The sequence below is a fragment of the Acidimicrobiales bacterium genome (genome assembly GCA_035547835.1).
In the GTDB taxonomy this organism is placed as follows: Bacteria; Actinomycetota; Acidimicrobiia; order Acidimicrobiales; family Iamiaceae; genus DASZTW01.
The window spans coordinates 444,191-466,074 of record DASZTW010000005.1; the positions used below are offsets into that span (position 1 = coordinate 444,191).

At 71.7% G+C, this 21,884-nt stretch carries 16 protein-coding genes; 4 read left to right on the forward strand and 12 right to left on the reverse strand.

Annotation, left to right across the window (positions count from 1 at the left end; genetic code table 11):
• Positions 1-73: 73 nt before the first annotated feature.
• The 6 genes from VHA73_04430 to VHA73_04455 form a co-directional block, all read right to left on the reverse strand.
• Positions 74-214 (reverse strand): hypothetical protein, encoded by a 141-nt coding sequence (locus tag VHA73_04430; protein ID HVX17258.1) that lies wholly within the window; start codon positions 212-214, stop codon positions 74-76.
• A gap of 97 nt (positions 215-311) precedes the next feature.
• Entirely contained in the window at positions 312-1,874 is a 1,563-nt protein-coding gene (locus tag VHA73_04435; protein HVX17259.1) for a long-chain-fatty-acid--CoA ligase, read from the reverse strand.
• A 205-nt stretch (positions 1,875-2,079) separates the two neighbouring features.
• Positions 2,080-3,744: a ribonuclease J gene (locus tag VHA73_04440; protein ID HVX17260.1), complete on the reverse strand. Its 1,665-nt coding sequence runs from the start codon at positions 3,742-3,744 to the stop codon at positions 2,080-2,082.
• Positions 3,744-4,631, reverse strand: a complete 888-nt coding sequence (gene dapA, locus VHA73_04445) for a 4-hydroxy-tetrahydrodipicolinate synthase (GenBank protein HVX17261.1) — start codon at positions 4,629-4,631, stop codon at positions 3,744-3,746. Before dapA ends, VHA73_04440 begins: the two co-directional genes overlap by 1 nt.
• Before the next feature lie 152 nt (positions 4,632-4,783).
• Positions 4,784-7,447 carry an ATP-dependent DNA helicase UvrD2 gene (locus VHA73_04450; GenBank protein HVX17262.1) on the reverse strand — a complete coding sequence of 888 codons (2,664 nt, stop codon included), beginning with the start codon at positions 7,445-7,447 and terminating at the stop codon, positions 4,784-4,786.
• Between the two features lie 93 nt (positions 7,448-7,540).
• Entirely contained in the window at positions 7,541-8,629 is a 1,089-nt protein-coding gene (locus VHA73_04455; protein HVX17263.1) for a lysylphosphatidylglycerol synthase transmembrane domain-containing protein, read from the reverse strand.
• Positions 8,630-8,837: 208 nt separating this feature from the next.
• Between VHA73_04455 and VHA73_04460 the strand changes: the two genes are divergently transcribed.
• Positions 8,838-10,511 carry an AAA family ATPase gene (locus VHA73_04460; protein ID HVX17264.1) on the forward strand — a complete coding sequence of 558 codons (1,674 nt, stop codon included), beginning with the start codon at positions 8,838-8,840 and terminating at the stop codon, positions 10,509-10,511.
• Positions 10,512-10,649: 138 nt separating this feature from the next.
• Here the strand turns inward: VHA73_04460 and VHA73_04465 are convergent, their stop codons facing one another.
• The 4 genes from VHA73_04465 to VHA73_04480 all read right to left on the reverse strand — a co-directional run bounded on the left by VHA73_04465 (position 10,650) and on the right by VHA73_04480 (position 14,837).
• Positions 10,650-12,209: an AMP-binding protein gene (locus VHA73_04465; protein HVX17265.1), complete on the reverse strand. Its 1,560-nt coding sequence runs from the start codon at positions 12,207-12,209 to the stop codon at positions 10,650-10,652.
• 34 nt (positions 12,210-12,243) lie between these two features.
• Positions 12,244-12,876: a hypothetical protein gene (locus tag VHA73_04470; protein ID HVX17266.1), complete on the reverse strand. Its 633-nt coding sequence runs from the start codon at positions 12,874-12,876 to the stop codon at positions 12,244-12,246.
• A 75-nt stretch (positions 12,877-12,951) separates the two neighbouring features.
• Positions 12,952-13,572, reverse strand: a complete 621-nt coding sequence (locus VHA73_04475; protein ID HVX17267.1) for a TMEM165/GDT1 family protein — start codon at positions 13,570-13,572, stop codon at positions 12,952-12,954.
• Positions 13,569-14,837, reverse strand: coding sequence for a hypothetical protein (locus VHA73_04480; GenBank protein HVX17268.1), 1,269 nt, complete (start codon positions 14,835-14,837; stop codon positions 13,569-13,571). Before VHA73_04480 ends, VHA73_04475 begins: the two co-directional genes overlap by 4 nt.
• 47 nt (positions 14,838-14,884) lie before the next feature.
• Between VHA73_04480 and rpe the strand changes: the two genes are divergently transcribed.
• From rpe to VHA73_04495, 3 genes are read left to right on the forward strand one after another with little or no spacing between them, the layout of a single operon-like run.
• The gene (gene rpe / locus VHA73_04485) at positions 14,885-15,589 is read left to right on the forward strand and encodes a ribulose-phosphate 3-epimerase (protein ID HVX17269.1); all 705 of its coding nucleotides are present in this window, start codon (positions 14,885-14,887) and stop codon (positions 15,587-15,589) included.
• 5 nt (positions 15,590-15,594) lie between these two features.
• Positions 15,595-16,371, forward strand: a complete 777-nt coding sequence (locus VHA73_04490) for an enoyl-CoA hydratase-related protein (protein ID HVX17270.1) — start codon at positions 15,595-15,597, stop codon at positions 16,369-16,371.
• Positions 16,368-19,232 (forward strand): AMP-binding protein, encoded by a 2,865-nt coding sequence (locus VHA73_04495; GenBank protein HVX17271.1) that lies wholly within the window; start codon positions 16,368-16,370, stop codon positions 19,230-19,232. Before VHA73_04490 ends, VHA73_04495 begins: the two co-directional genes overlap by 4 nt.
• Here VHA73_04495 and VHA73_04500 read toward each other — a convergent pair.
• Both VHA73_04500 and VHA73_04505 read right to left on the reverse strand, forming a co-directional pair.
• Entirely contained in the window at positions 19,154-20,650 is a 1,497-nt protein-coding gene (locus VHA73_04500; protein HVX17272.1) for a DUF4915 domain-containing protein, read from the reverse strand. The genes VHA73_04495 and VHA73_04500 overlap by 79 nt on opposite strands.
• A 54-nt stretch (positions 20,651-20,704) precedes the next feature.
• The gene (locus VHA73_04505) at positions 20,705-21,787 is read right to left on the reverse strand and encodes a DUF222 domain-containing protein (protein HVX17273.1); all 1,083 of its coding nucleotides are present in this window, start codon (positions 21,785-21,787) and stop codon (positions 20,705-20,707) included.
• Positions 21,788-21,884: the final 97 nt, after the last annotated feature.

A 21,884-nucleotide genomic window follows, 5' to 3' on the forward strand; every position in this document is an offset into this window, starting at 1 on the left:
ACCCTCCGGCGGGGCCCCGGGCCCGGGGTCCGGCCCCCGGTCGCGGGCGGGCGGCCTGCGCCACCCCGCGGTGCTACCCCCCTGCCGGCTCACCATCGAGCGACGAGCCGCAACGGGGACACGTCGCCGGTGGCGGGTCGTCGAGCACCGCGTCGCACTTCGGGCACAGCCGCCCCAACCAGCAGGCCGGGTCGCCGGCGTCGGGTTCGTCCATCACGTCGAGCTTCGCGCGGCCGGACCCGGCCCGGCCCGACCCGACCCGGCCCGACCCGACCCGACCCGACCCGACCCGACCCGGCCCGCACCGTTCATCAGCCGATGCGGCGGGCCTGGCCCGACCAGTACGGCTCGCGGATCTCGCGCTTCATCAGCTTCCCGCTGGGGTTGCGGGGCAGCTCGCCGACGAAGTCGACCGACTTGGGAACCTTGAAACCGGCCACGCGGTCGCGGGAGAAGGCGATCAGGTCGTCGGCGCTCACGTCGCCGTCGGCCACTTTGACGACCACGGCTTTCACGGCCTCACCCCAGCGCTCGTCGGGCACGCCGATCACGGCGACATCGGCCACGGCCGGGTGCTTCGCCAGGACGTTCTCGACTTCGGCCGGGTACACGTTCTCACCGCCGGTCACGATCATGTCCTTGACCCGATCGTGGATGTACAAGAAGCCCTCGGCGTCGACATAGCCCGCGTCGCCCGTCTTGAACCAGCCGTCGGGCGTGATGGCCGCGGCGGTGGCCTCGGGGTTGTTCCAGTAGCCGACCATGTTCTGCGGCGATCGGGTCCAGAACTCGCCCACCTCGCCGACCGCGGCGTCGGATCCCGTGGAGGAGTCGACCACGCGGAACTCGACCCAGGGATACGGCTTGCCGCACGACCGCAGGAGGTCCGGGCGGTTGACGGGATCGTGGTCGGCCGGATCGAGCTGCGTGATCGCGCCCGAGGTCTCGGTGGCGCCGTAGACCTGCGCGAAGTCGCACTGGAAGGTCTCGAGCGCCGACTGCAGCGTGGTGTCGCTGATCGGCGACGCGCCGTAGACGATGAGCTCGAGCGACGAGAAGTCGGTCGTCGCCACGTTCGGCATCTGCAACAGGAACTGGATCACGGCCGGCACGAGGAATCCGTGGGTGACCCGGTGCTGTTCGATCACTTCGAGCACCCGCGCCGGATCGACCTCGCGCAAGATCACGGTCGTGCACCCGAAGTACAGGCCGACGCCGGCCCAACCGAGCCCACCGATGTGGAACAACGGCATGATCGCCAAGTTGACGGACACCCCGGGCTCGAACGCCCACCGCTCGCCGATCGGATCGAGCAGCGCGAACACGTTGGCGGTGCTGAGCATCACGCCCTTGGGCAGACCTGTGGTGCCCGACGTGTACAGCTGGTACGCGATGTCGGCGGCGGCGGCCACCAGACCGGGGTCTTGCGCCGGCGCCGCGTCGACCCACGTGCCGTAGTCGATCCAACCCGCGTGGTCGCCGATCGCGATGATCGTCTTGACCGTCGCAAGGTCGGCCTGGATCGCCTCGACGTGGCCGAAGAACTCGGCGCCCACGATCACGACCTCTGCTTGCGCGTCGTCGATGATCTGGGCCATCTCCGGTGGAGCCAGGCGCCAGTTGACGTTGACGGCCACCGCGTTGCACTTGGCGAGGCCGAACACCACCTCGTAGCTCTCGATGCTGTTCTTGTCGATCAGCGCCACCCGGTCCTGCGGTCCGACGCCCAGCTCGCCCAGCGCTGCCGCGACCTGGCTCGTGCGCCGGTCGAGCTCGCGCCACGACACGCGGACGTCGTCGAGCACCAGCGCAGTTGCATCGGGCCGTTCGGCGCCGTGCACGCGCACGATGTCGCCAAGGCAGCGGATGTCCATCACGTCCCCCCAGGGCTCCCGGTCCTTCCCGGCGACACCCGCCGGCCGCGCCCGACGTTACCGGTGACTGCCCCCCCGATCCCACCGGTACCGGTCCCCTCCGCCCCCCCGCCACGGGAACCCGGAGTCGGGGGAGATCCGGCTGCCCCGGCGACCACATCCCCACCCGGTTCGGACCTTTGGGTCGCGGTCGCGGTCGGAGTGCTCAGGCCTCCATGACCACAGGGACGATCATGGGGCGGCGCTTGGTGCGCTCGTTGACGAACCGACCGGCGGCGCGCCGCACGACTTGCTGGAGCCCTTCGACGTCGTTCGTGTCGTTGGCGAACGCCGCTTTGACCGCGTCGGCCACCACGGACCGACCCTCTTCGAGCAGGTCCTCGGCTTCGGGTGCGTGGACCCAGCCGCGGGTGATGATCTCGGGACCGGTCAACACCGACCCGCTCCGCACGTCGACCCCCACGATCACGACCACCACGCCTTCGGCTGCCAGGACTTTGCGGTCCCGCAAGACACCGTGGCCCACATCGCCGACGATGCCGTCGACGTAGAGGTAGCCCGCTGGCACCGCCGCCTTGTCGCGACGGATGCCCTCATCGCGCAGCACGAGCTGGTCGCCGTCCTCGCACACCAAGATGCGGTCGGCGGCGACCCCCATCTCCTGGCCGAGCCGTGCGTTGGCCACGAGGTGGCGGTACTCGCCGTGCACCGGCGTGAACCAGTCGGGCCGGCACACCGACAGCAATGTCTTGAGCTCCTCGGACTTGGCGTGCCCCGTCGCGTGTACGTCGGAGATGCCCGAGTGCACGACTTGCACGCCGAGGCGCACCAGACCGTCGATCACCTTCGACACGTTCATCTCGTTGCCGGGGATCGGGTGCGAGCTCAAGATGACGGTGTCGTCGGGACCGAGGTCGATCCAGCGGTTCTCGCCGTTCGCCATCAGCGACAAGGCGGACATCGCCTCGCCCTGCGACCCGGTGGAGATCACGCAGATCTGCCCCGGCGGGAGGTCGCGGACCTCCTCGATGTCGCGCAGTTTGGCGTCGGGGATGCGCAGCAGGCCCATCTCGCGGGCCAGGCGCACGTTCTTCTTCATGGACAGACCGAGGGTGGCCACGACCCGTCCCGACTCGACGGCCGCGTCGGCGATCTGCTGGATGCGGTGGATGTGGCTGGCGAAGCAGGCCGTGACGATGCGCCGTCCTTCGGCCGCCCGGAACAGCTCGTGCAGGACTCGCCCGATCGACCGCTCCGATCGGGAGTGGCCCGCCTCCTCCGCATTGGTGGAGTCGGCGAGCAGCAGCCGGATCCCTTCGTCGTGGGCGATCGCGCCCATGGCGCCGAGATCGGTGGTGCGGCCGTCGACCGGCGTGAGGTCGATCTTGAAGTCGCCGGTATGCAGGATCGTTCCCTGCGGCGTGTGGATCGCGGTGGCGAACCCGTGCGGCACCGAGTGCGCCACTGGCAGGAACTCACACGTGAACGGGCCGATCTCGCGGCGCTCGTGGTCGGCGACGGCGATCCACTCGGCGCGGTCGGCGAGGCCGGCCTCCTCGACCCGGTGGCGGGCCAGGCCGAGGGTGAGCGCGGAGCCGTAGATCGGGAACTTCAGCTCCCGCAACAGGAACGTGAGACCGCCGACATGGTCCTCGTGGCCGTGCGTGGCGATGCAGCCGATCACCCGGTCGCCGTTCTCGAGCAACCACGTGAAGTCGGGCAGGACGAGGTCGATGCCGAGCATGTCGGCATCGGGGAACATCAGTCCGCAGTCGAGCAGCAGGATCTGGCCGTCGGACTCGATGGCAGCGCAGTTGCGGCCGATCTCCCCGAGCCCGCCGAGGAACGTGATGGTGACGTCGTCGGCCATCAGCGGGTGAGGTGCAGGTCGGCGATCAACGCCTGCGCCCGCTGGTCGAGTCCGTCTGGATCGGGCCCCATCGGCAGCCGGCACGGACCGACGGGCAAGCCGATGGCCCGCAGCAACGCCTTGGTGGGGACCGGGTTCGGGGCGTCGTCGCTGGTCTCATACGCGTACGAGGACAGCAACCGGGCGTTGATCTTGCGGGCCTGGGTGACGTCGCCGGCGGCGAACGCCGCGATCAGCTCGCCGGTCTCACGGCCGATCCAGTGGGTGGCCACACCGACCGCCCCCACCGCCCCGACCGCGAGCAGCGGGAGCGTGAACGAGTCGTCGCCGCTGTAGACGTCGAAGTCGTCGGGCGTCGCGGCGATCAGCGCGGCCGTCTCGGCGGGGTTGCCCGCCGCGTCCTTCAGGGCCACGACGTTGGGCACCTCGTCGGCCAGGCGCACCAACGTGTCGAAGGCGATCTTGCGCCCCGCCCGGATCGGGATGTCGTACAACATCACCGGCAGGTCGGTGGCCGCCGCGACCGCGCGGAAGTGTGCCTCCAGGCCGGCTTGGCTCGGGCGGTTGTAGTACGGCGTGACGGCCAAGATCGCGTCGACGCCGAGCTCGGTGGCCTGACGGGTGAGGCCCACGGAGTGCGCCGTGTCGTTGGTGGTGGTGCCGGCCACGATCGGGACGTCGACCGCGGCACGGACCGACTCGAACAGCGCGATCCGCTCGTCGTCGGTGAGCACCGGGCTCTCCCCCGTGGTGCCGGCCAAGACCAGGCCGTCGTTGCCGTGCGCGACCAGCCATCGGGCGAGGTCGGCAGCAGCGCCGAGATCGAGTGCGCCATCGTCCGCGAACGGCGTGACCATGGCAGTGAGCACCGCACCGAAGCGGGCCATTGGGCGGATCCTTTCGCCACCGCTCCCCGAGCGTCCGGCCCGGCGGCCGGCGGAGCGGACGCCCGCACGATACCAACCACCCCCACCCCACCTTGCGCCGGTTCCCACCCGCCCGCTGTGAGCAGTTGACCACCTGGTGGGTGGCCAACTGCTCACAGCTCGGTATTGAGGGCGTCGACGATGGCCAGGATCTCGTCGCCGTAGTTCTCGAGCTTGGTCGGACCGATCCCGTCGCACGCAATCAGCTCGGCCGGGGTGGTCGGGCGGGCGGCGGCGATGCCGCGCAGGTGCTTGTCGTTCAACACGACGTAGGCCGGCACGCCGTCGGCCTTGGCCCGGGCGCTGCGCCAGGCCTTCAGGCGACCTTCCACCTCGGCGTCCGCCGCGTCGAGCACCACGCCGGCGCGGGCGATCCGCGCCTGGGCCGGGCGACGGGGCGCCCTTCCCGCCAGCTCGTCGAGGAACGGCGACGGGCGGGTCTGGTCGACCAGCAGCGTGGCCCGATGCTCGGCCCGGGTGATGGCGACGTGCAGGACCCGGCGCTCCTCTTCGACGTCGCCCGCCAAGCGGTGCGGCACCACGCCGTCGGACACGCCGAAGACTGCCACCCTCGGCCATTCCCTCCCCTTCACCCGGTGGATGGTCGACAGCGTCACGCCTTCGGTGTCGGCCTCGCGCCGGAAGGTGGCGCGCAACCAGTCCTCGAAGCCCGCGACGTCCGGGTGGAGGTCGGCCACTTGCAGGAGGCCTTCGAGGTCGTCGAGGTGGCTGGTGCCCTGGCCACCGCCGGTCCGGTCGAGCAGCGTCATCGCCGAGCCGAGCCCGACCCCGTCACGCACGGCCACCAGGACGTGGCGGGTGGTTCCCTCACGGCCGGCGTCGCAGACGATCTCGAGGTCGTCGACCAGCCGGTCGAGCTTGGGGCGCTCCTTGTCGGACAGGGTCGGGCCGATGCCGCGCAGCTCGTGCAGGTGCCACGCCGACCGGCGGTGGAGCCGGTCGGGAAACCACTGGGGCAGACCACGGGTGGGCCGCCGGAGGATCTCGACGATGTCGGCAGGGTCGATGGACTCGGGCGACGCGGCAATCCGCAAGTAGGCCATCGCAGCCCGCAGGCCGGTCCGCTCGAGCACTTCCGGGCCCAGCACCGACTGCACGGGAACGCCGGCCTGGTGGAGCGCGACGTGCGGCGCGAGCAACAGCGAGTTGACCCGCGCGAGGACCGCCACATGGGCGGGGGCCACCCCCGGCTCGGCCAGCCAGCTCTGCACCACCTCCACCGCGGCGCCCGCGCCCCCATCGGCTGGGTGGCGAACGACCGAGAGCGCACCCGGCGTGGGATCGGCCGACGGGCCGGTGTGGATCTCCTTGGGCACGCGGCGGTGGTTGTAGCCCAGCAGCGTGCGGGCGCCTTCGACCACCTCGACCGGGCACCGGTAGTTGACCGTGAGCGGATGGTCGGCTGCGGCGGGAAAGCGCGCCGCGTAGTCGATCAGGAACGCAGGGTCCGCCGAGGCGTGCCCGTAGATCACCTGGTCGTCGTCGCCCACACCGAACACGTCGAGCTCCGGCAGCGCGAGCAGCCGTACGAGCAACAGGTGCGCGGGCGTGAGGTCCTGGAACTCGTCGACCAGGAGGTGGCGACACGTCGATTGCAGCTCGCGCCGGAAGGGCCCGTCAGCCAGCAACGTCTCGATGGCGGCGTAGACCTGGTCGTCGAAGTCGACCGCGCCCCGGTCGGCGAGCGCCCGGCGATAGGCCGGGAACAGCTCGGCCAGGCCCGGAACGTCGTCGCGCTCGGCTTCGACCTCGACGGGGTCACGCAAGCCGAGGCGGATCGCCGCGAGCGACTCGACGTACGGGCCGATGGGGTCGGTGTTCGACCGTCGCTGGCGCCGCACCGGGGCGAGGTCGTCGACCAGCCGGCGCACGTCGCGCTCGTCCAGCAACGGCGGGACCCCGCCGCGGTGGCGGGTGAGCACCCACAGTCCGAGCGAGTTGAGGGTGCGGACGTGCGGCCGCACGTCGGCCGTGCGGGCCTCGAGCTCGAGCTGCGCGGCCTTGTTGTACGCGACGGCCACGACGCCGGCGGGCGCGTACCCGCGATCGCGCAGGAGGTGCCGGAGGCGCTCGGTGAGGACGCGCGTCTTGCCCGAACCGGCCGGTGCGATGACACGAGCCGGGCCACTGCCGTGCGCGACGGCCGCCAGCTGATCGGGTGCGAGGTCCGCCTCGGGGGCGACCGGCGTGGGTTGGACCGCGAGGACACCGCGGTCGACCGCCTCCGACGGCACGACGACCGTGGTGTCGACCCCGTCGCCATCGCCGTCGCCACCGAGCTCGGCGGGGGTCCAGGGCCGGAGTGGCCCGCCGTCGACCCACGCGGCGCGCCCGTCGGGCAACCTGAGGTCGGCCGGACCGTCCGGCGTCTCGATCCCGCCGAGGCGGGCAGCCTTGCGCCCCCACCACCAGATGACCTCGCCCCCGCGGGCGTCGTAGCTGTTGGCCCACACGAGAAAGTGCAGGCGGTCAGCCCACGGCTCGTCGGACACGTCGAGCGTCCAGGGCTCGAGCGCCTCGCTGACCGGGGGCCGGAAGCGGCCGGGGTCGACCGCCAGCCGGATCACTACCGGCTCCCGCGCGGCCCACGCGCGATGCAGCCGGTCGACCACGTCAGGCGCCCGCCCCACGGGCCGCTCGGCGAGGACCGGCTCGTCGATCACCACCTCGGCGGCGGTCGCCCAGGGCTCGGGCACCCGGTCGCCCACCCCGACCACCACCGCGCGACCGAGCGCGACGGGTCCGGAGACGGGCATCACCCCAACCTACGCCGGGGGTGTGTCACCCCATCTTTTTCTGGGCACCTGACCGTGCCCAGGGCGGCACCCTGCGGTGCCCCGCACGTGGGATCAGGTGGTCGGGACCGGGTGGTGGACGCGACGGAAGCGCAGGCCGGCGAGGGCCACCACCCCCGTGGCGGCCGGGCCCACCAACGTGATCCCCCGCCACACCAACGCGACCGCCAGGCCGTCGGCCAGCGGGACGCCGAAGTGGTGCAGCACCAGCGTGAGGGCGGACTCGGCAACCCCGATGCCGCCGGGCACCAACGGCACCCACGACGCCACGATCGTGAGCGCCGCGGCGAGCAGCGCCTCCTCGATGCTGATCGGCCGACCGGCCGCTTCGAGGATCGCCCACAACGAGACACCCATGGCGAACGGTCCGACCGTGAGGAACAGCCACGACACGTGACGGCGGGCGCCGCGTCCGAGCAGGTCGTGAGCCTCGCGGTGGAAGCGGAGCACGGCCTCGCGGACCTGCTCGGGATGAGCCCGGGCCGGCAAGACCCGCACCGCGAACGCACCGACGGCCGCCAGCGGCCGGGGGTGGCTCGTCAACAGCCAGGTGCCGACCAGGAACAGCCCACCGCCCGCCACCCCGATCCAGGCAATGGTGGCCAGGCGACCGGTCAGCTCGCCGAACGCGACGGCGGCGATCGCGCTGGCCGCGCCCAACAGGACGAACCCACGTGCTTGCAGCCACTGGCCCCACGCCAAGGCGATGCTCGCCCGGCGCTTGGGCAGGCCGCGCCGACGGAGCTCGAAGAACGACAACGTGAACCCTTCGACAGGTGCGGCCGGCATGATCGCGCCGAGGCTCAAGTTGACGAGCGACGCGGCCTGCGCGGCGGTCCGGCCGATCACGGTGGGTCGGCCCTGCAGGCGCCACAGCGCCTCCCCCGCGAAGGCGAGGCCGGCCACCTCGACGGCGCCGGCGACACCCAGCCAACCGGCATGGAACCCGGCCATCGCGGTGATCGAACGGCTGACGTCGCCCACCAGGTGGATCGTGATCCAGATCGCCACGCCGGTCGCCGCGAGCATGGCGGCGGGATACAGGACCCGGTGTGAACGGAACCGCCGCCCGCTCGCCGCCGACACCCGGACGAGGTCACCGTCGGCTCCGTCAGCGTCAGCAGGGGCGGCAGGGTCGGCCACGGGGTCAATGGTAGTGCGGTCGCCCGCCCGGCGGCCCTCGGACCAGTCGCCGTGCCGGGGCTGCGGCCCGCGCCGCGGCGCAGGCACAGTCGGGTCGGGGTCGCGGGCCATCCGGTGCTCGGTTCGGTAAGTCGCTGGGCAATCCCTCCAGCACGGCGCTACCGTCGTCACCCCCCTCCTGCCACCGCCGCCGGTCAGGTCCCCACCGATGAGCGACCTTCCTCCTTCACCGCGCCGCGACGCTCCCGTCGCCCTGGCCGCCGAACGGGCCGCGCTCGAACGCGCGCGCTCGGCGACGCGCGACAAGCTGGAACGGTTCGCCCGCATCTCCGGCGGTGGCGCCGACGCGCTGGCCGACGAGTACATCGACGCCGTGGTCAGGGGCACGATCGAGACGTACCAGCGAGAACTGGTCACCTTCGGGCGCGTCGACGACGGCCAGACCTGGCGCATCGGCCTGTACGGCATCGACGAAGGCGGCGACCAGCTGGTGATCGACTGGCGGGCGCCGTTCGCATCGGCCTTCTACCAGGCCCGCATGACCGAGCCGCTGGGGCTCGACCGCCGCGTCACATACGTCGGCTGCATCGACGACCTCTTCGTCGAGGACTTCGCCACGGGGGAAGTGTCCGGCTCCTCCCCCCTGCTCCACGAGTTGGCGCGCAGTCGCGGCACCGAGATGCGCACTGCGGTGGCCACGCTCCAGTCGGAACAGGACGACCTGGTCCGCCTCGACCCCACCGAACGGCTCGTCCTCCGGGGCGGGCCGGGTACGGGCAAGACCGTGGTCGGCCTCCACCGGGCGGCCTGGCTCGTCTACAACGACACCCGGCTCACCGCGGGGCGGATCCTGGTGGTGGGCCCGAGCGACAAGTTCTTGCGCTTCGTGGCCGCAGTGCTGCCCACCCTCGGCGAGGCTCGCATCACCCAGACCACGTTCGACCGGCTGCTCGGGCCGTCGACGCCTGCGGGCAGCGACGAGCGTTGGCTCGATCTGCTCGACCGCTTCGAGGCCTCGCTGTACCGGCCGGGTCGGGTTCGGGTCGGGATGCGCCGCGTCGGCGAGGACGAGGTCGTCGAGCTCGTCGAACGGCTGCGCGCCCGACCGATGTCATGGCGCGACCGGCGCAAGGTGTTCGTGTCGCGCCTCGCCCACCGCTGCGACGCGACGGTCGGCGAGGCCAGCAGGGCGGCCGCTGAAGTGTGGCCGTCGATGAGCGCCCGCCAAGCCATGAAGCAGCTCCGCAACCGTCGCACCCTCACCGACCTGGGTGCCGACCCCGACCTCGTCGACGCATGGCTGGCGCCGGCCGGCCACCGAGCCGCGGCGGTGGCGTTCCCCGACGGCGCGCTGGCCGACGAGATCCTGGCCCGGTTCGAGGGGGTGCCCGCCACGTACGGACACGTGATCGTCGACGAGGCGCAGGACCTCTCCCTGTTGCAGCTGCGCGCCGTGATGCGGCGCTCGTCGGGTCTGACCCTGGTGGGCGACGACGCCCAGCGATCCAACCCCAACGGCATCGGGCTCACCCGGGCCGCCGCCCTTGTCGACGTGCGGCCCGCGGTCATGGCGACGGCCTACCGCATGTCGGCCGAGATCGCCGGGTGGCTCAACGAGCACGCCCGCGCCCACGGCATCGAGGCGGTCGAGCTGCTCGGCATCCGTCCGACGGGGCGCCCGGTGCGCGTCGCGCCCGATCCGATCTCCGCCGAGGCCGAGCTGCGCGACCGGTGGGAGAACGTGGCGGTGATCCGTGCGGACGAGGTGTGGGTGCACAAGGGCGTCGAGTACGACGCGGTCGTCGTCGACACCACCGACATGGACCCCGCGCAGGTGTACCTCGCTGCGTCGCGTGCCGCCCACGAGCTCGTCATCTGCTGACCGCTGACCTCCGCCCGCCCTCCACCACCCGAACCGGGTGGGGATCCGGTCGCCGGGAGAGCCGGATCTCCCGCCGGCGCCGGCCCGGGCCCGCACCATCAGCTGAGGGCAACGGCGGGCGGCGGGGCTTGCGGCTCGTCAGTTGACCTGGCGGGCCGCGCCGGCCCAGTAGCGCTCGCGCAGGGCCTTCTTGTCGGGCTTGCCGAGGGCGCTGACCGGGATGTCGTCGACCACGTCGACCGACTTGGGGGCCACGTGGCTGCCCTTGCGGTCCTTCACCAGCGCGATGAGCTCGTCGACTTCCACCGTCGCGCCAGGACGCGCCACCACCACTGCCTTGACCGTCTCGCCCCAACGTTCGTCGGGCACGCCGATGACCGCGACTTGCGCGACCGATGGGTGCTCGCCGATCACGTCCTCGACCTCGCGGGGGAACACGTTGAACCCACCGGTCACGATCATGTCCTTCTTGCGGTCGACGATGTAGAAGAACCCGTCGTCGTCCTCGCGGGCGATGTCGCCCGTGTGCAGCCACCCGCCGGCGAACGCCTCGGCCGTCTGCTCCGGCTTGTTCCAGTAGCCGAGCATCACGAGGGGGCCCTGCACACAGATCTCGCCGGGCTGGCCCTTCGGGACCTCGTTCCCGTCGTCGTCGAGCAGCCGGACACGCACCCATGGCGCCGGCCGCCCGCACGACGCCAGCCGTTCGGGCCTCGACAGGTCGTGGTCGGCGCGGTTCATCACGCAGATCGCCATCGGGCACTCGGCTTGGCCGTAGAACTGCACGAAGATCGGCCCCATCTTCTCGATCGCCTCCGTGAGCCGCGTGGGCGACATGGCCGCGGCGCCGTAGTACACGGTCTCGAGGCTCGACAGGTCGGCGTCGGCGAACCCGGGATGGTCGAGCAGCACGTACAGCATCGTGGGCACGACCATCGTGGCCGTGATCCGGAACTTCTCGATCGTCTCGAGCACGAGCTCGGGATCGAACCACGGGATCACCACGATCGAGCCGCCTTTGAGCAGCGTCGGGATGAAGAACGCGGCGCCGGCATGGCTGAGCGGGGTGGCGATCAGGAAACGGGGCTCGTCGGGCCAATCCCACTCGGCGAGCTGGATCTGGGTCATCGTGACGCTGCTGCGCGGCGGCATCATCACGCCCTTTGGCTTGCCGGTGGTGCCACCGGTGTACGCCAGGCTGCCGACGTCGTCGGGGTCGACGCGGGCCGCCACCAACGGTTGCGGCTCGAACCCGGCCGCCAGCGCCGGCAGTGACTCGCCGAGGTCCGACGGGTCGAACGTGAGGATCCGCAGCGACGGGAGCGCCTTGGCGAGCTCGGCGGCTCGCTCGCCGAAGATGGTGGTGTCGACGACCAACGTCTCCGTGCCGGCGTCGGTGAGGATGTAGACGTGGTCGTCGAGCGACCCCATCGGGTGCAACGGCGTGCCCCGCGCCCCGAGCACCATGCCGGCACCCATGTTGAACAGCACTTCGGGCCGGTTGAGGGCGAGCACCGCGGTGGGGCTCCCCTGCCCTATCCCGAGCGAAGCCATCGCTTGGGCGTAGCGGCTGACCTCGGCGGCCACTTGCGCACCGGTGAGCACCTCGTCGCCCAGGTAGACCGCAGGCTTGTCGGGGTTGCGGTTCAAGGCGGCGACGAGGAGATCGCCGTTGGAGACCATGTCGTGGAGCGTCACGAGGTCACCGTAGTTGAAACACGTTCTAGTCGGGTCAGTAACCCCCGGCACCGCCGCTCGCCGCGGTCGTCGTGGTGGCCGCGCTCGACGAGGTCGCGCCGCCGTTCGCGGTCGCACCTGCGGGCACCTTCACGACGTGCCACGTGCCGCCGAAGGTGTTGAGTCCGTCGCCGTAGGCATCCCCTGCGTCCTTGTCCCGCACGAACGTGTACAGCGGCTTGCCCTCGAAGTCGAGCACGGTCGCACCATTCGGGCCCATGGTGGTGCCGAGCCCGTTCACGCCGGCCGTCGCGCTGGCCGACGTGGTGGCCGGCACGGTGGCGGCGGGCCACACCGCGAGGCACGACGCGTCACACGAAGCGGGCGCGGCGCCGTTGGTGAACGTGTACAAGGTGAGGCCGTGCGCGTCGGCCAGGATCTGGCCGAACTGGTCGTTGACCTTCACCTTGAAGACGCCGGCGCCGCTGGCAGCCGAGCTCCCGGTCGCCGCGGTGGTCGACGAGCCCGAGGTCCCTCCGGTGCCGGCCGTCGCGGCCTTCGACGACTTCGCTGAGCTGCAGGCGCCGGCCAGCACGAGTGCCGCCAGCGCGCCCAGCAGGATCAGCGCCACGCGGCGCGCGGTGATCCCTTCGTGCGCGACGCCCTTGCTCCTTGGTGCGGTCCTCATGGTCGGCCTCCTCCGATCGCGGGTCACCTCCCACGTACGCCGATCCACCCCGAAGGGATTTTCCCGACCCGACGATCAGGCGCGAATCGCCTCGACCGCCGTCCAGACCGCCAGACCGATCATCAAGACCCCTGCGACGCGCCGCACCAGCTCGAGGGGCACGACCCGCAGCAGCGCCCGACCGCCGAGCACGGCGATCCCCGCCACCGCCCACAGCCCGAGCAGCGCGCCGAGGCCCACGGCGATCGGGTCGTGGTAGCGAGCCGCCAAGTTGGCGGTGGTGATCTGGGTGAGGTCACCGAACTCCGCGAGGAGCACCACCGAGAACGCGGTGGCGATCACCCGGGGCGACGGTGTGGCGACTTGGGTCGCCGCTCCGCCGGTGGTCGTCCCGCCCGCGCCGGCCGCGGCGCCCTCGCGCGCCGCGGCCTCCTCTCTGCCCAGCAGCAACAGCAGTCCGCCGCCGAGGAACAGCACCGCGACCACGATGTCGACGGCGCGCCGAGGCAACAGCGTGAACGCCTGTCCCACCGCCACCGCGAGGACCACATGGCAGGCGAACGCGCCCGCGGCGCCGAGGAACACGTCGCGGGGACGAAACCGGGTCCCCAACACCAACGACGCGAACATCGTCTTGTCGGGCAGCTCGGCGGCGAAGATGACGACGAACGTCGCGCCCAGCGCGGCGAAGTTCACGAGGCGGCCGCTCCCCTGCCGCGCGGCGCCGTGAACGAGCTGACCGCCTCGACATGCCAGGTCTGCGGGAACAGCTCGATCAGCTCGGTCTGCTGGTGTTGATAGCCCGCCTGTCCCAACAGCGCGGTGTCCCGACCGAGCGACGCCGGGTCACAGCTGACCAACACCACCAACGCCGCGCCGGTGCCCGCCACCGCCTGCACCGCCCGGCGGCCGAGGCCGGTGCGAGGTGGGTCGGCGACCACGATGTCGGCCGGTGCAGGGTGCCACTGGTCGATCGCCGCGCGCACCACACGCACGTCGAGATCGGCCAAGTTGTGCCTCGCGTCGGACACGGCCGGCGCGTGCTGCTCGACCGCGATGACCCGCCACGGCCGGTCGGGCAGCGCGGTCGCCAGCCCACCGGCGAACAGGCCGACGCCTGCGCACAAGTCGACCAGCGTCGACGCCGCCGGCGCCCACCGCTCGACGGCGGCCGCCACGGCGGCGACCAGCGCGTCGGCGCCGTCGGGTCGGGTCTGGAAGAACGAGGCCGCCGAGATGCGCCACCGCCGCCCGGCCGCCTCCTCGTGGAACCAGGCGCGCCGACCCTCGGCGAGCTCATCGGCTCCGACCACCACGACGTCGCCCGGCAGGTCCAGGCCCGCAGCGCTCGGCGCTGCGAGCACGAGCCGTTCACCGGTGCGCGCCCCGACACGGAACGTCACCTCGTCGACGCCGGGGTACCGCGCGTCGAACAAGTCCGCCATGGCCGGGTGGGCGACCAAGCAGGCGTCGACCGGCAGGACCTCGTGGCTGGCCGGGCGCCGGAACCCCGGCCTCTTTCCGACGACTGCGGCCCGCACCGTGGTGCGGTGGCCGGTCACGTCCAGGACGGGACCGTCGATCAGCCGCGGGTCGTCGTCGGCGAGGTCGCGCAGACGACCCTGACGGCGCAGCGCGTCGGCGACGATCTGGCGCTTGAGGAGCCGTTGTGCCGCCGGCTCGATGTGCTGCCAGGTGCACCCGCCGCAGCCCGCGGCCACATACCGGCACGGGGGCTCGCGACGCGCGTCGGACGGCTCGAGCACGTCGACCACGACCGCCTGCGACCAGGAGCGGTGCTCGGCCAGCACCTGCGCTCGCACCCGCTCCCCCGGGAGCGCCCCTTCGACCAGCATCACCTTCCCGTCGCGATCGCGTGCCAAGGCGTCGCCCCCGGCCACCACCCGCGACGGCGTGACCTCGACGCCGCGCGCCAACTCAGCGGCGGGCGGTCGAGGCATTGGCCGAGACTATCCACGAGGCCGGCGCGATCAGGCAGGATGCGGGGGTGACTCCACCGCCACCTGCCACGGCTCCGGCCCGGCCCGTCGAGATCGTCCCGTCCGTCCTCCCGGCCGACTTCGCTGCGCTCGGCGAGGAGTGCCGACGCCTCGAGGCCGCCGGCGTCGACCGGATCCAGTGGGACGTCATGGACGGCCGCTTCGTGCCCAACCTCACCGTCGGACCCGACGTGATCGCGGCCTGCCGTCGCCATGTCGACGTGCCGTTCGAGGCCCATTTGATGGTGCAAGAACCACAAGAGCTCGCATCGCGCTACGTCGACGCCGGATGCCGCCTGCTCATCCTCCACGTCGAGTCGACCGTCCATCTCCACCGTGCACTCGGCCACGTCCACGATCTCGGCGCCCGGGCAGCCGTGGCGCTCAACCCGTCGACCCCCGCCGTGATGGTGGCCGACGTCCTCGATCTGGTGGAGATGGTGCTGGTGATGACCGTCAACCCGGGTTTCGGTGGCCAGTCGTACCTGGCGACCATGGAGTCCAAGATCGCCGAAGTGCGCGCGATGGTGGTCGGGCGCGGGCTCGACGTCGACGTGGAGGTCGACGGCGGCATCAGCACGAGCACGGTCGCCGGCGCAGTCGCAGCGGGTGCCAACGTCTTGGTGGCGGGCAGCGCCCTGTTCCGCGACGACCAGGGCCTCGAACACGCCGTGGCGGAACTGCGCATGACGGCCGAATCCGCGCAAAGCTGACAAGAGTGATCCAGATCGACGACCAGGACCGGGTCCGCCTGGTGACGCTCGACCGCCCCGACGCGCTCAACGCCATGAACGGCGAGCTGTACCGGGCCACGGGCGACGCGCTGAACGACGCCGCACGTGACCCCGGCACCTCCGTGGTGGTCATCACCGGCAACGGCCGCGCGTTCTGCGCCGGCCAGGACATCGCCGAGCTCGGTCAGATCGCCGGCGACGACGGCGCGGCAGCCGGCTCCGGCTTCCCGTACCTCGCCGCCGCGCTCACGTCGTTCCCGAAACCCCTCATCGCGGCCGTCAACGGGATCGCCGTGGGCATCGGGTTCACCATGCTCCCCCACTGCGACCTCGTGTACGTGGCCGAGTCGGCCCGGTTCCGCACACCGTTCGCCGCGCTCGGCGTGTCACCCGAAGCCGCCAGCAGCGCGCTGTTCCCGATGGTCATGGGCTGGCAGGCCGCCGCCCACACGCTGCTGACCGGCGCGTGGCTGTCAGCCGACGAAGCCGTGACGGCCGGCTTCGCGCTGGCCAAGGTGGCCGACGACGCGCTGCTCGACACCGCCCTCGCGGCCGCACGCACCATGGCCGCACTTCCCCTGGTGTCGCTGGTGACCACGAAACGGCTGATGCGGACCGAGCGTGACGCGCTGGTCGCGCGGGCCACCGATGCCGAGAACGCCGCCTTCGCCGAACTGCTCGGCGGACCCGCCAACCAGGAAGCGATCGCGGCGTTCCTCGACAAGCGCGAACCCGACTTCTCGAAGGTGACCGACGCGTGACCCCCTACGAGGTGGTGCACCGGGGCGAGATCTACCGCCTCCGTCGCTACCTCGCCGCCGGCGCCGCAGCGCCAGCCGGCGGAGCACCCCCGGCGATCTTGCTCGTGCCGCCGATGATGTTGAGCGCCGAGGTGTGGGACGTCAGCCATGCCACCAGCGCGGTCCGACTCCTCGCGGGAGCGGGCATCGACCCGTGGGTCATCGACTTCGGCGCACCCGAGCACGAGGTCGGCGGCCTCGAACGCACGCTCACCGACCACGTGCTGGCGATCGACGACGCGCTCGACCGGATCCGCGACATCCGCGGCGTCGACCCCCACATGGGTGGCTACTCGCAAGGCGGCATGTTCTGCTACCAGACCGCCGCCTACCGACGGGGCAAGGGCATCGCCAGCCTTGTCACGTTCGGCAGCCCGGTCGACACGCTCGGCATGTTGCCGTTCGGGATCCCCGGTGAGCTGGCCAGCGACGCGATCGGGTTCCTCGCCGACCATGTCCCGGCCAGCTTGTACCTGCCGGCGTGGGCGAGCCGCACGGGCTTCCGGCTCCTCGACCCGGTCAAAGCGATCCGCCAGCGGGTCGCCTACGTCCGCGACCTGCGCCACCGCGACGTCGACAGCCCGCGCGAGGAGCAGCGCAGGTTTCTCATGCGGGAGGGCTGGGTGGCCTGGCCCGGTCCCGCCTTGGCCGAGCTGGCGCTGCAGATGGTGGCCCACAACCGGATGCTGTCCGGCGGCTTCGTGATCGAGGGGCGCAGCGCCACCTTGGCCGACATCGTCTGCCCCGTGCTGTGCTTCGTCGGCGACCGCGACGAGATCGCCTCGCCCGACGTGGTGCGAGCGGTCCGCCAGGCCGTGCCACGCGCCGAGATCTGGGAGCGATCGCTCCCGACCGGTCACTTCGGGTTGGTGGTCGGCACCCAGGCGGTCGAACAGACCTGGCCGGTCGTCGCGGGTTGGCTGCATTGGCGCGACGGCGACGGCCCGCAACCCGACATCAAGCCGCTCGAGGAAGTCGATCTCACCGGGTCGGGCGCCGGCAACCCGGTCACCGACACAGTGTCGCTCGCAGCAGCCCTCGGTTCGCTGGCGGTGCGCAACACCACCCGCACCATCCGACGTGCCGGTCGGTCGATCGACGAGCTCCGCCACGACCTCGCCCAGTCGCTCCCCCGCGTGGCACGCCTCGAACGGGTCGGCCCACAGTCACGGGTGTCGCTCGGCTCGCTGCTCGACGAACAGGCCGGTACGGCACCCGACGCGACCTTCTTCTTGTTCGAGGGGCGCGGCCACACGTACCGCGACGCCAAGCGACGGATCGACAACATCGTCCGCGGCCTGATCTCCGTCGGGGTGCGCCAAGGCGAGCACGTCGGGATCCTGATGGACACCCGTCCCAGCGCCGTTGCCGTGCTCGCTGCGCTCAGCCGGCTCGGCGCAGTGGCAGTGCTCTTGCGCCCCGATGGCTCGCCCGTGCGCGAGGCCGAGCTCGGCAGCATCAGCCGGCTGATCACCGACCCGGAGCACGTGGTGCTGGCCCGCGAGATCAGCCACATCACGCCGCTCGTCCTCGGTGGTGGCGGCGAGCCACGAGAGCTCGGCTTCGGCCTCACCGACATGGAGCGCATCGACCCCGACGAAGTTCGGGTGCCGTCGTGGTATCGACCGAACCCCGGCCGCGGTCGCGACCTCGCGTACATCTGCTTCACCGGCTCGGGGGCGTCGACTCGGCCCAATCGGATCACCAACCGTCGCTGGGCCTTGTCGGCGTTCGGTACCGCGTCGGCGGCCAACTTGTCCGATGCCGACACCGTCTACGGCGTGACGCCGATCCATCACCCGTCGACCCTCCTCACCAGCATCGGGGGCGCGGTGGCCGGCGGCGCCCGCCTCGCCCTCGCCACCCGCTTCGAGCCCGAGACGTTCTGGAACGAGGTCCGCCGCTACGGCGTCACCGTGGTCTCCTACACGTGGACCCTCACGCACGAGCTGCTCGCCGCGCCGGTGTCGCCGCTCGAACGTCACCACCCGGTGCGACTGTTCATGGGGTCCGGCATGCCGCTCGGCTTGTGGCAACGGATCCTCGACCGCTTCGCGCCCGCCAAGGTCCTCGAGTTCTACGCCTCGACGGAAGGTCGAGCCGTGCTCGTCAACGTCGGGGGCGACAAGCCCGGCTCGAAAGGGCGACGGCTGCCGGGCAGCGCCCTGGTCCGGGTGGCCAAGTACGACCTCGAGGCCGGCCGCCTCGTCGAGGCCGACGACGGCTTCGCGGTGCCGTGCCGACCCGGCGAGGTCGGCATGCTCCTCGCCCGCGCCGACGCCGAAGCGGCCACCAGCAACGCCGTCCCGCTCCGCGGGGTGTTCGGCCGCGACGACGCCTGGCTGCTCACCGGCGACTTGTTCGAGGTGGACCGCGACGGCGACTTCTGGCTCGTCGGCGCCGCCAACGAGATGATCCGCACGCCGTACGGGACGTTCGGGCCGCGCCCGATCGAGCGGGCGATGGCCGGCGTCCCCGCCGTCGACTTGGCCTGCGCGTACGGCCTGCCGGGCCTCGCCGCGGTGGCGGTCACCTTGCGGCCAGGTGCCTCGCTCGACCCGGCCACCCTGTCGGCCGCGCTCGGCTCACGTCCCGACCACGAACGCCCCGACATCGTGCGGGTGGTGCGGGCGATCCCCACCACGACCTGGTTCCGGCTGCGTCACCAACCCCTTCAGGCCGCGGGCGTGGTGCCCGCCCGGCGCGGCGCGCCGGTGTGGATCCTCGATCGGGCGAGCGGCCGCTACTCGCGGCTGACGGCCTCAGCAGCCGAGTCGATGGCCGCGTCGGTCGCCGGCTCGTTGGCCACCTCGTCGTCGTGAACGACGTGCAGCCTCGGCGGTGACGCCGGCGCTTCGGCCGGGGCGGGTACTTGTTCGACGACGTCGACGTACGCGTCGGTGCGGAAGCCGAACCAGGTGAGCCGCACTTGCTGCAGCGCCAACGACAAGCGGTAGCGACCGGCCGCGGGCGCGTTCAGCACGACCTCTACCGTGCCGGTTCGTCCCGGGTCGATCCGCACCGGGAAGGCGGCGAGCGGCCCGACTTCGGGGTCGCCTTCTTGACCGTCTGCATCGACCGGGTACCACCGCGCCGCCACGCCGATCACGTTCGGCGGCACCGTGGTCAGCGGGAACGGGCACCGGTTGGTGACCTGCACAGGAAGCACTTGCATCGTGCCGGCGACGAACGTCTCCGGCGGCTGTGCACGGACTTCACCGTCGAGCGACTCGGGCGGGTGCGCTTCGCCCGCCGCCGCGACCGCGGCCGCTTCGGCCGGTGCGGCCAGCGCGATCTGGCGGTCGTCGGGCGCCGGCTGACGGTCAGCCCCCCGGGTGGCACGCAAGTGCTGCTCGGTCGTGCGCGACGGGTTGGTCGCGAAGCCGCGCCACAGCCCGACCACCAGCTCGGGTGGCGTCGGCAGGATCTCGTAGATCTCGAGGCACGGCAGTGTGAGCCGGTCGACCTCCTCACCCGCGGCCAGGTCGACCACGACCACTTCGGCCCGCCGCTCGTCGGTCTCACGGTGCGCGCTCACGCCCACGAACGCCCAACCGTCGACGATCGCGAGCCCCCGCGCGTAGTGGCCGATCGGGAGCTGACGCAGCCGTTCACCGGCCGGCGACAGCTCGGTCAGCATCCCCACCGACGACTCGCACACGTACCAGCGGCCGTCGACGAACCGCGGATCGTGCGGCGCGTCGAGGTTGGCGAGCACGTCGGCGCCAGTGGCCAGGTTGACGACCACGCCCTTGCCACGGTGCTGGTCGCTGCGCCACGCCTTGTGCCGGTCGAAGCGGCCGAACGCGCACACGTGCAGCTGGCCGTCGACGACCGTCAGTGAGTTCGGGTGCCACGCGTCGGGCACGGTCGACCCCCGCCACACGAGCGAGGGGTCGCCGTCGGAGGTGAGCCGGAGCACCGCGTTGTACCAGCTCGACGTGAGGTGGACGGCATTGTCGAAGATCCGGATGTCGTGCGGGTCGCGTACGCCGTCGAGACGCACATAGGACCGCACACCGGTCGGGTCGTAGCTCAAGATCTCGCACGACCCCGTGTACTCGCCCGGCGCACGCAGCAGCCGCCACAACCGCCCGCCGCCGATGTCGAGTCCCACCGTCGACAAGTCGTCGATCGGCTGCACCACGCCGTCGGCGATGTCGTAGATCCCGCCGCCGGTCAGCCCGAAGCCCGTCACCAAGAGACGCTGGCCCGCCAGCGCCGTCTGCCACCCGCTCATCTCACCCACGCTACTGCTGCCCCGCCGGCCCATCTCAACGGGCAGGCCACCGGCTCACGACGTACTTCTCGCGTTCGACGGCGTCCGGACGGCACCTTTCGCGCGGTTGTGGGGGCCGCACAGGCGTTGGAGGTTGTGCAGCACGGTCAGGCCGTCGGGCCCGTAGGGCCGGATGTGGTCGTATTGCAAGAAGTCGTGTGCCGTGCAGCCGGGGTGTTGGCATTCGGTCTGGCGTTCGTCGATGACGCGGCGCTGTCGCCGCGACGGGTGGCGACGGCGAGGGCTGGCGTCGATCGGCATGCCCTCCATGTCGTGCACGAGCAGCGACACGAAGGCAGTTGGCAGCGTCTTCGTGACGGCGTGGTCGGCGAGTGGGGTGCCGTCGGCGAGGGTGTTGCCGTCGGGCCGCACGTGGATGACGACTTCGGTGTCGACGTTGCCGCCGCCGTTGGTGACGGCACCCACCAGGGCGTCGGCTCGTTGTTGGCCGAGCGACGCGCCCGCGGGCGCACGGTCGGCCATCACCGCCTGGTCGACCACGGCGATCATGTTGCCGGCGGCCTCGGGCGTGAGCCGTGCGGTGATGGTGATCATCCCGTCGGGGTCGGTGCGCCAGCTCACGCACCGCTCGTCGTGTTGCCGCGCGGCGATCACGGCGGGGTCTTCGTTGCGTTGCGCCCACGCGGCGATGGCTTTGCCGAGGTGCGCTGCTGGCGTGCGGGCGGCGATCTCGACCAATGCCGACGCGTTGTCGGCGGTGAGGTGCGCGACGAGCACGCGCGCCTTCGCATACGACACGTCGCCGTCACGCATGGCCTCATCGAGGAGTGGGTGGCAGCGCATGGCCTTGGCGACTCCGAGTTGGCGGCGGGCGGTGGAGGGGTCGATGTCGCAGGCTTCGGCGAGCCATGCGGCGCATGACAGGGCGCCCCAGGCGGCCCAGCTGCCGCGAGCATCGAGCTCGCCGATGAGCACCAACAGTTCGTAGGTGCCGGCGGCGAGGTGGCTGGTGAGCCCGATGATCTCGGCGCCGAGCTGTTTGGGCTCGAGGTCGGCGGCGCGCCCGCGGGCGCGGCCTGGTAACGAGGCATCTGGTGCGGAGGGTGGTGGGGAAGCGACGGTTGCTTGGGTGGGCATTGCTGCACCTCCGGGGGCTGATCGAACGCTGTTCGATCAGCCTAAAGAGGGGGTGTGACAGTGAAAGTGATCCGCTAGGCGTGAACCGACGAGAAAC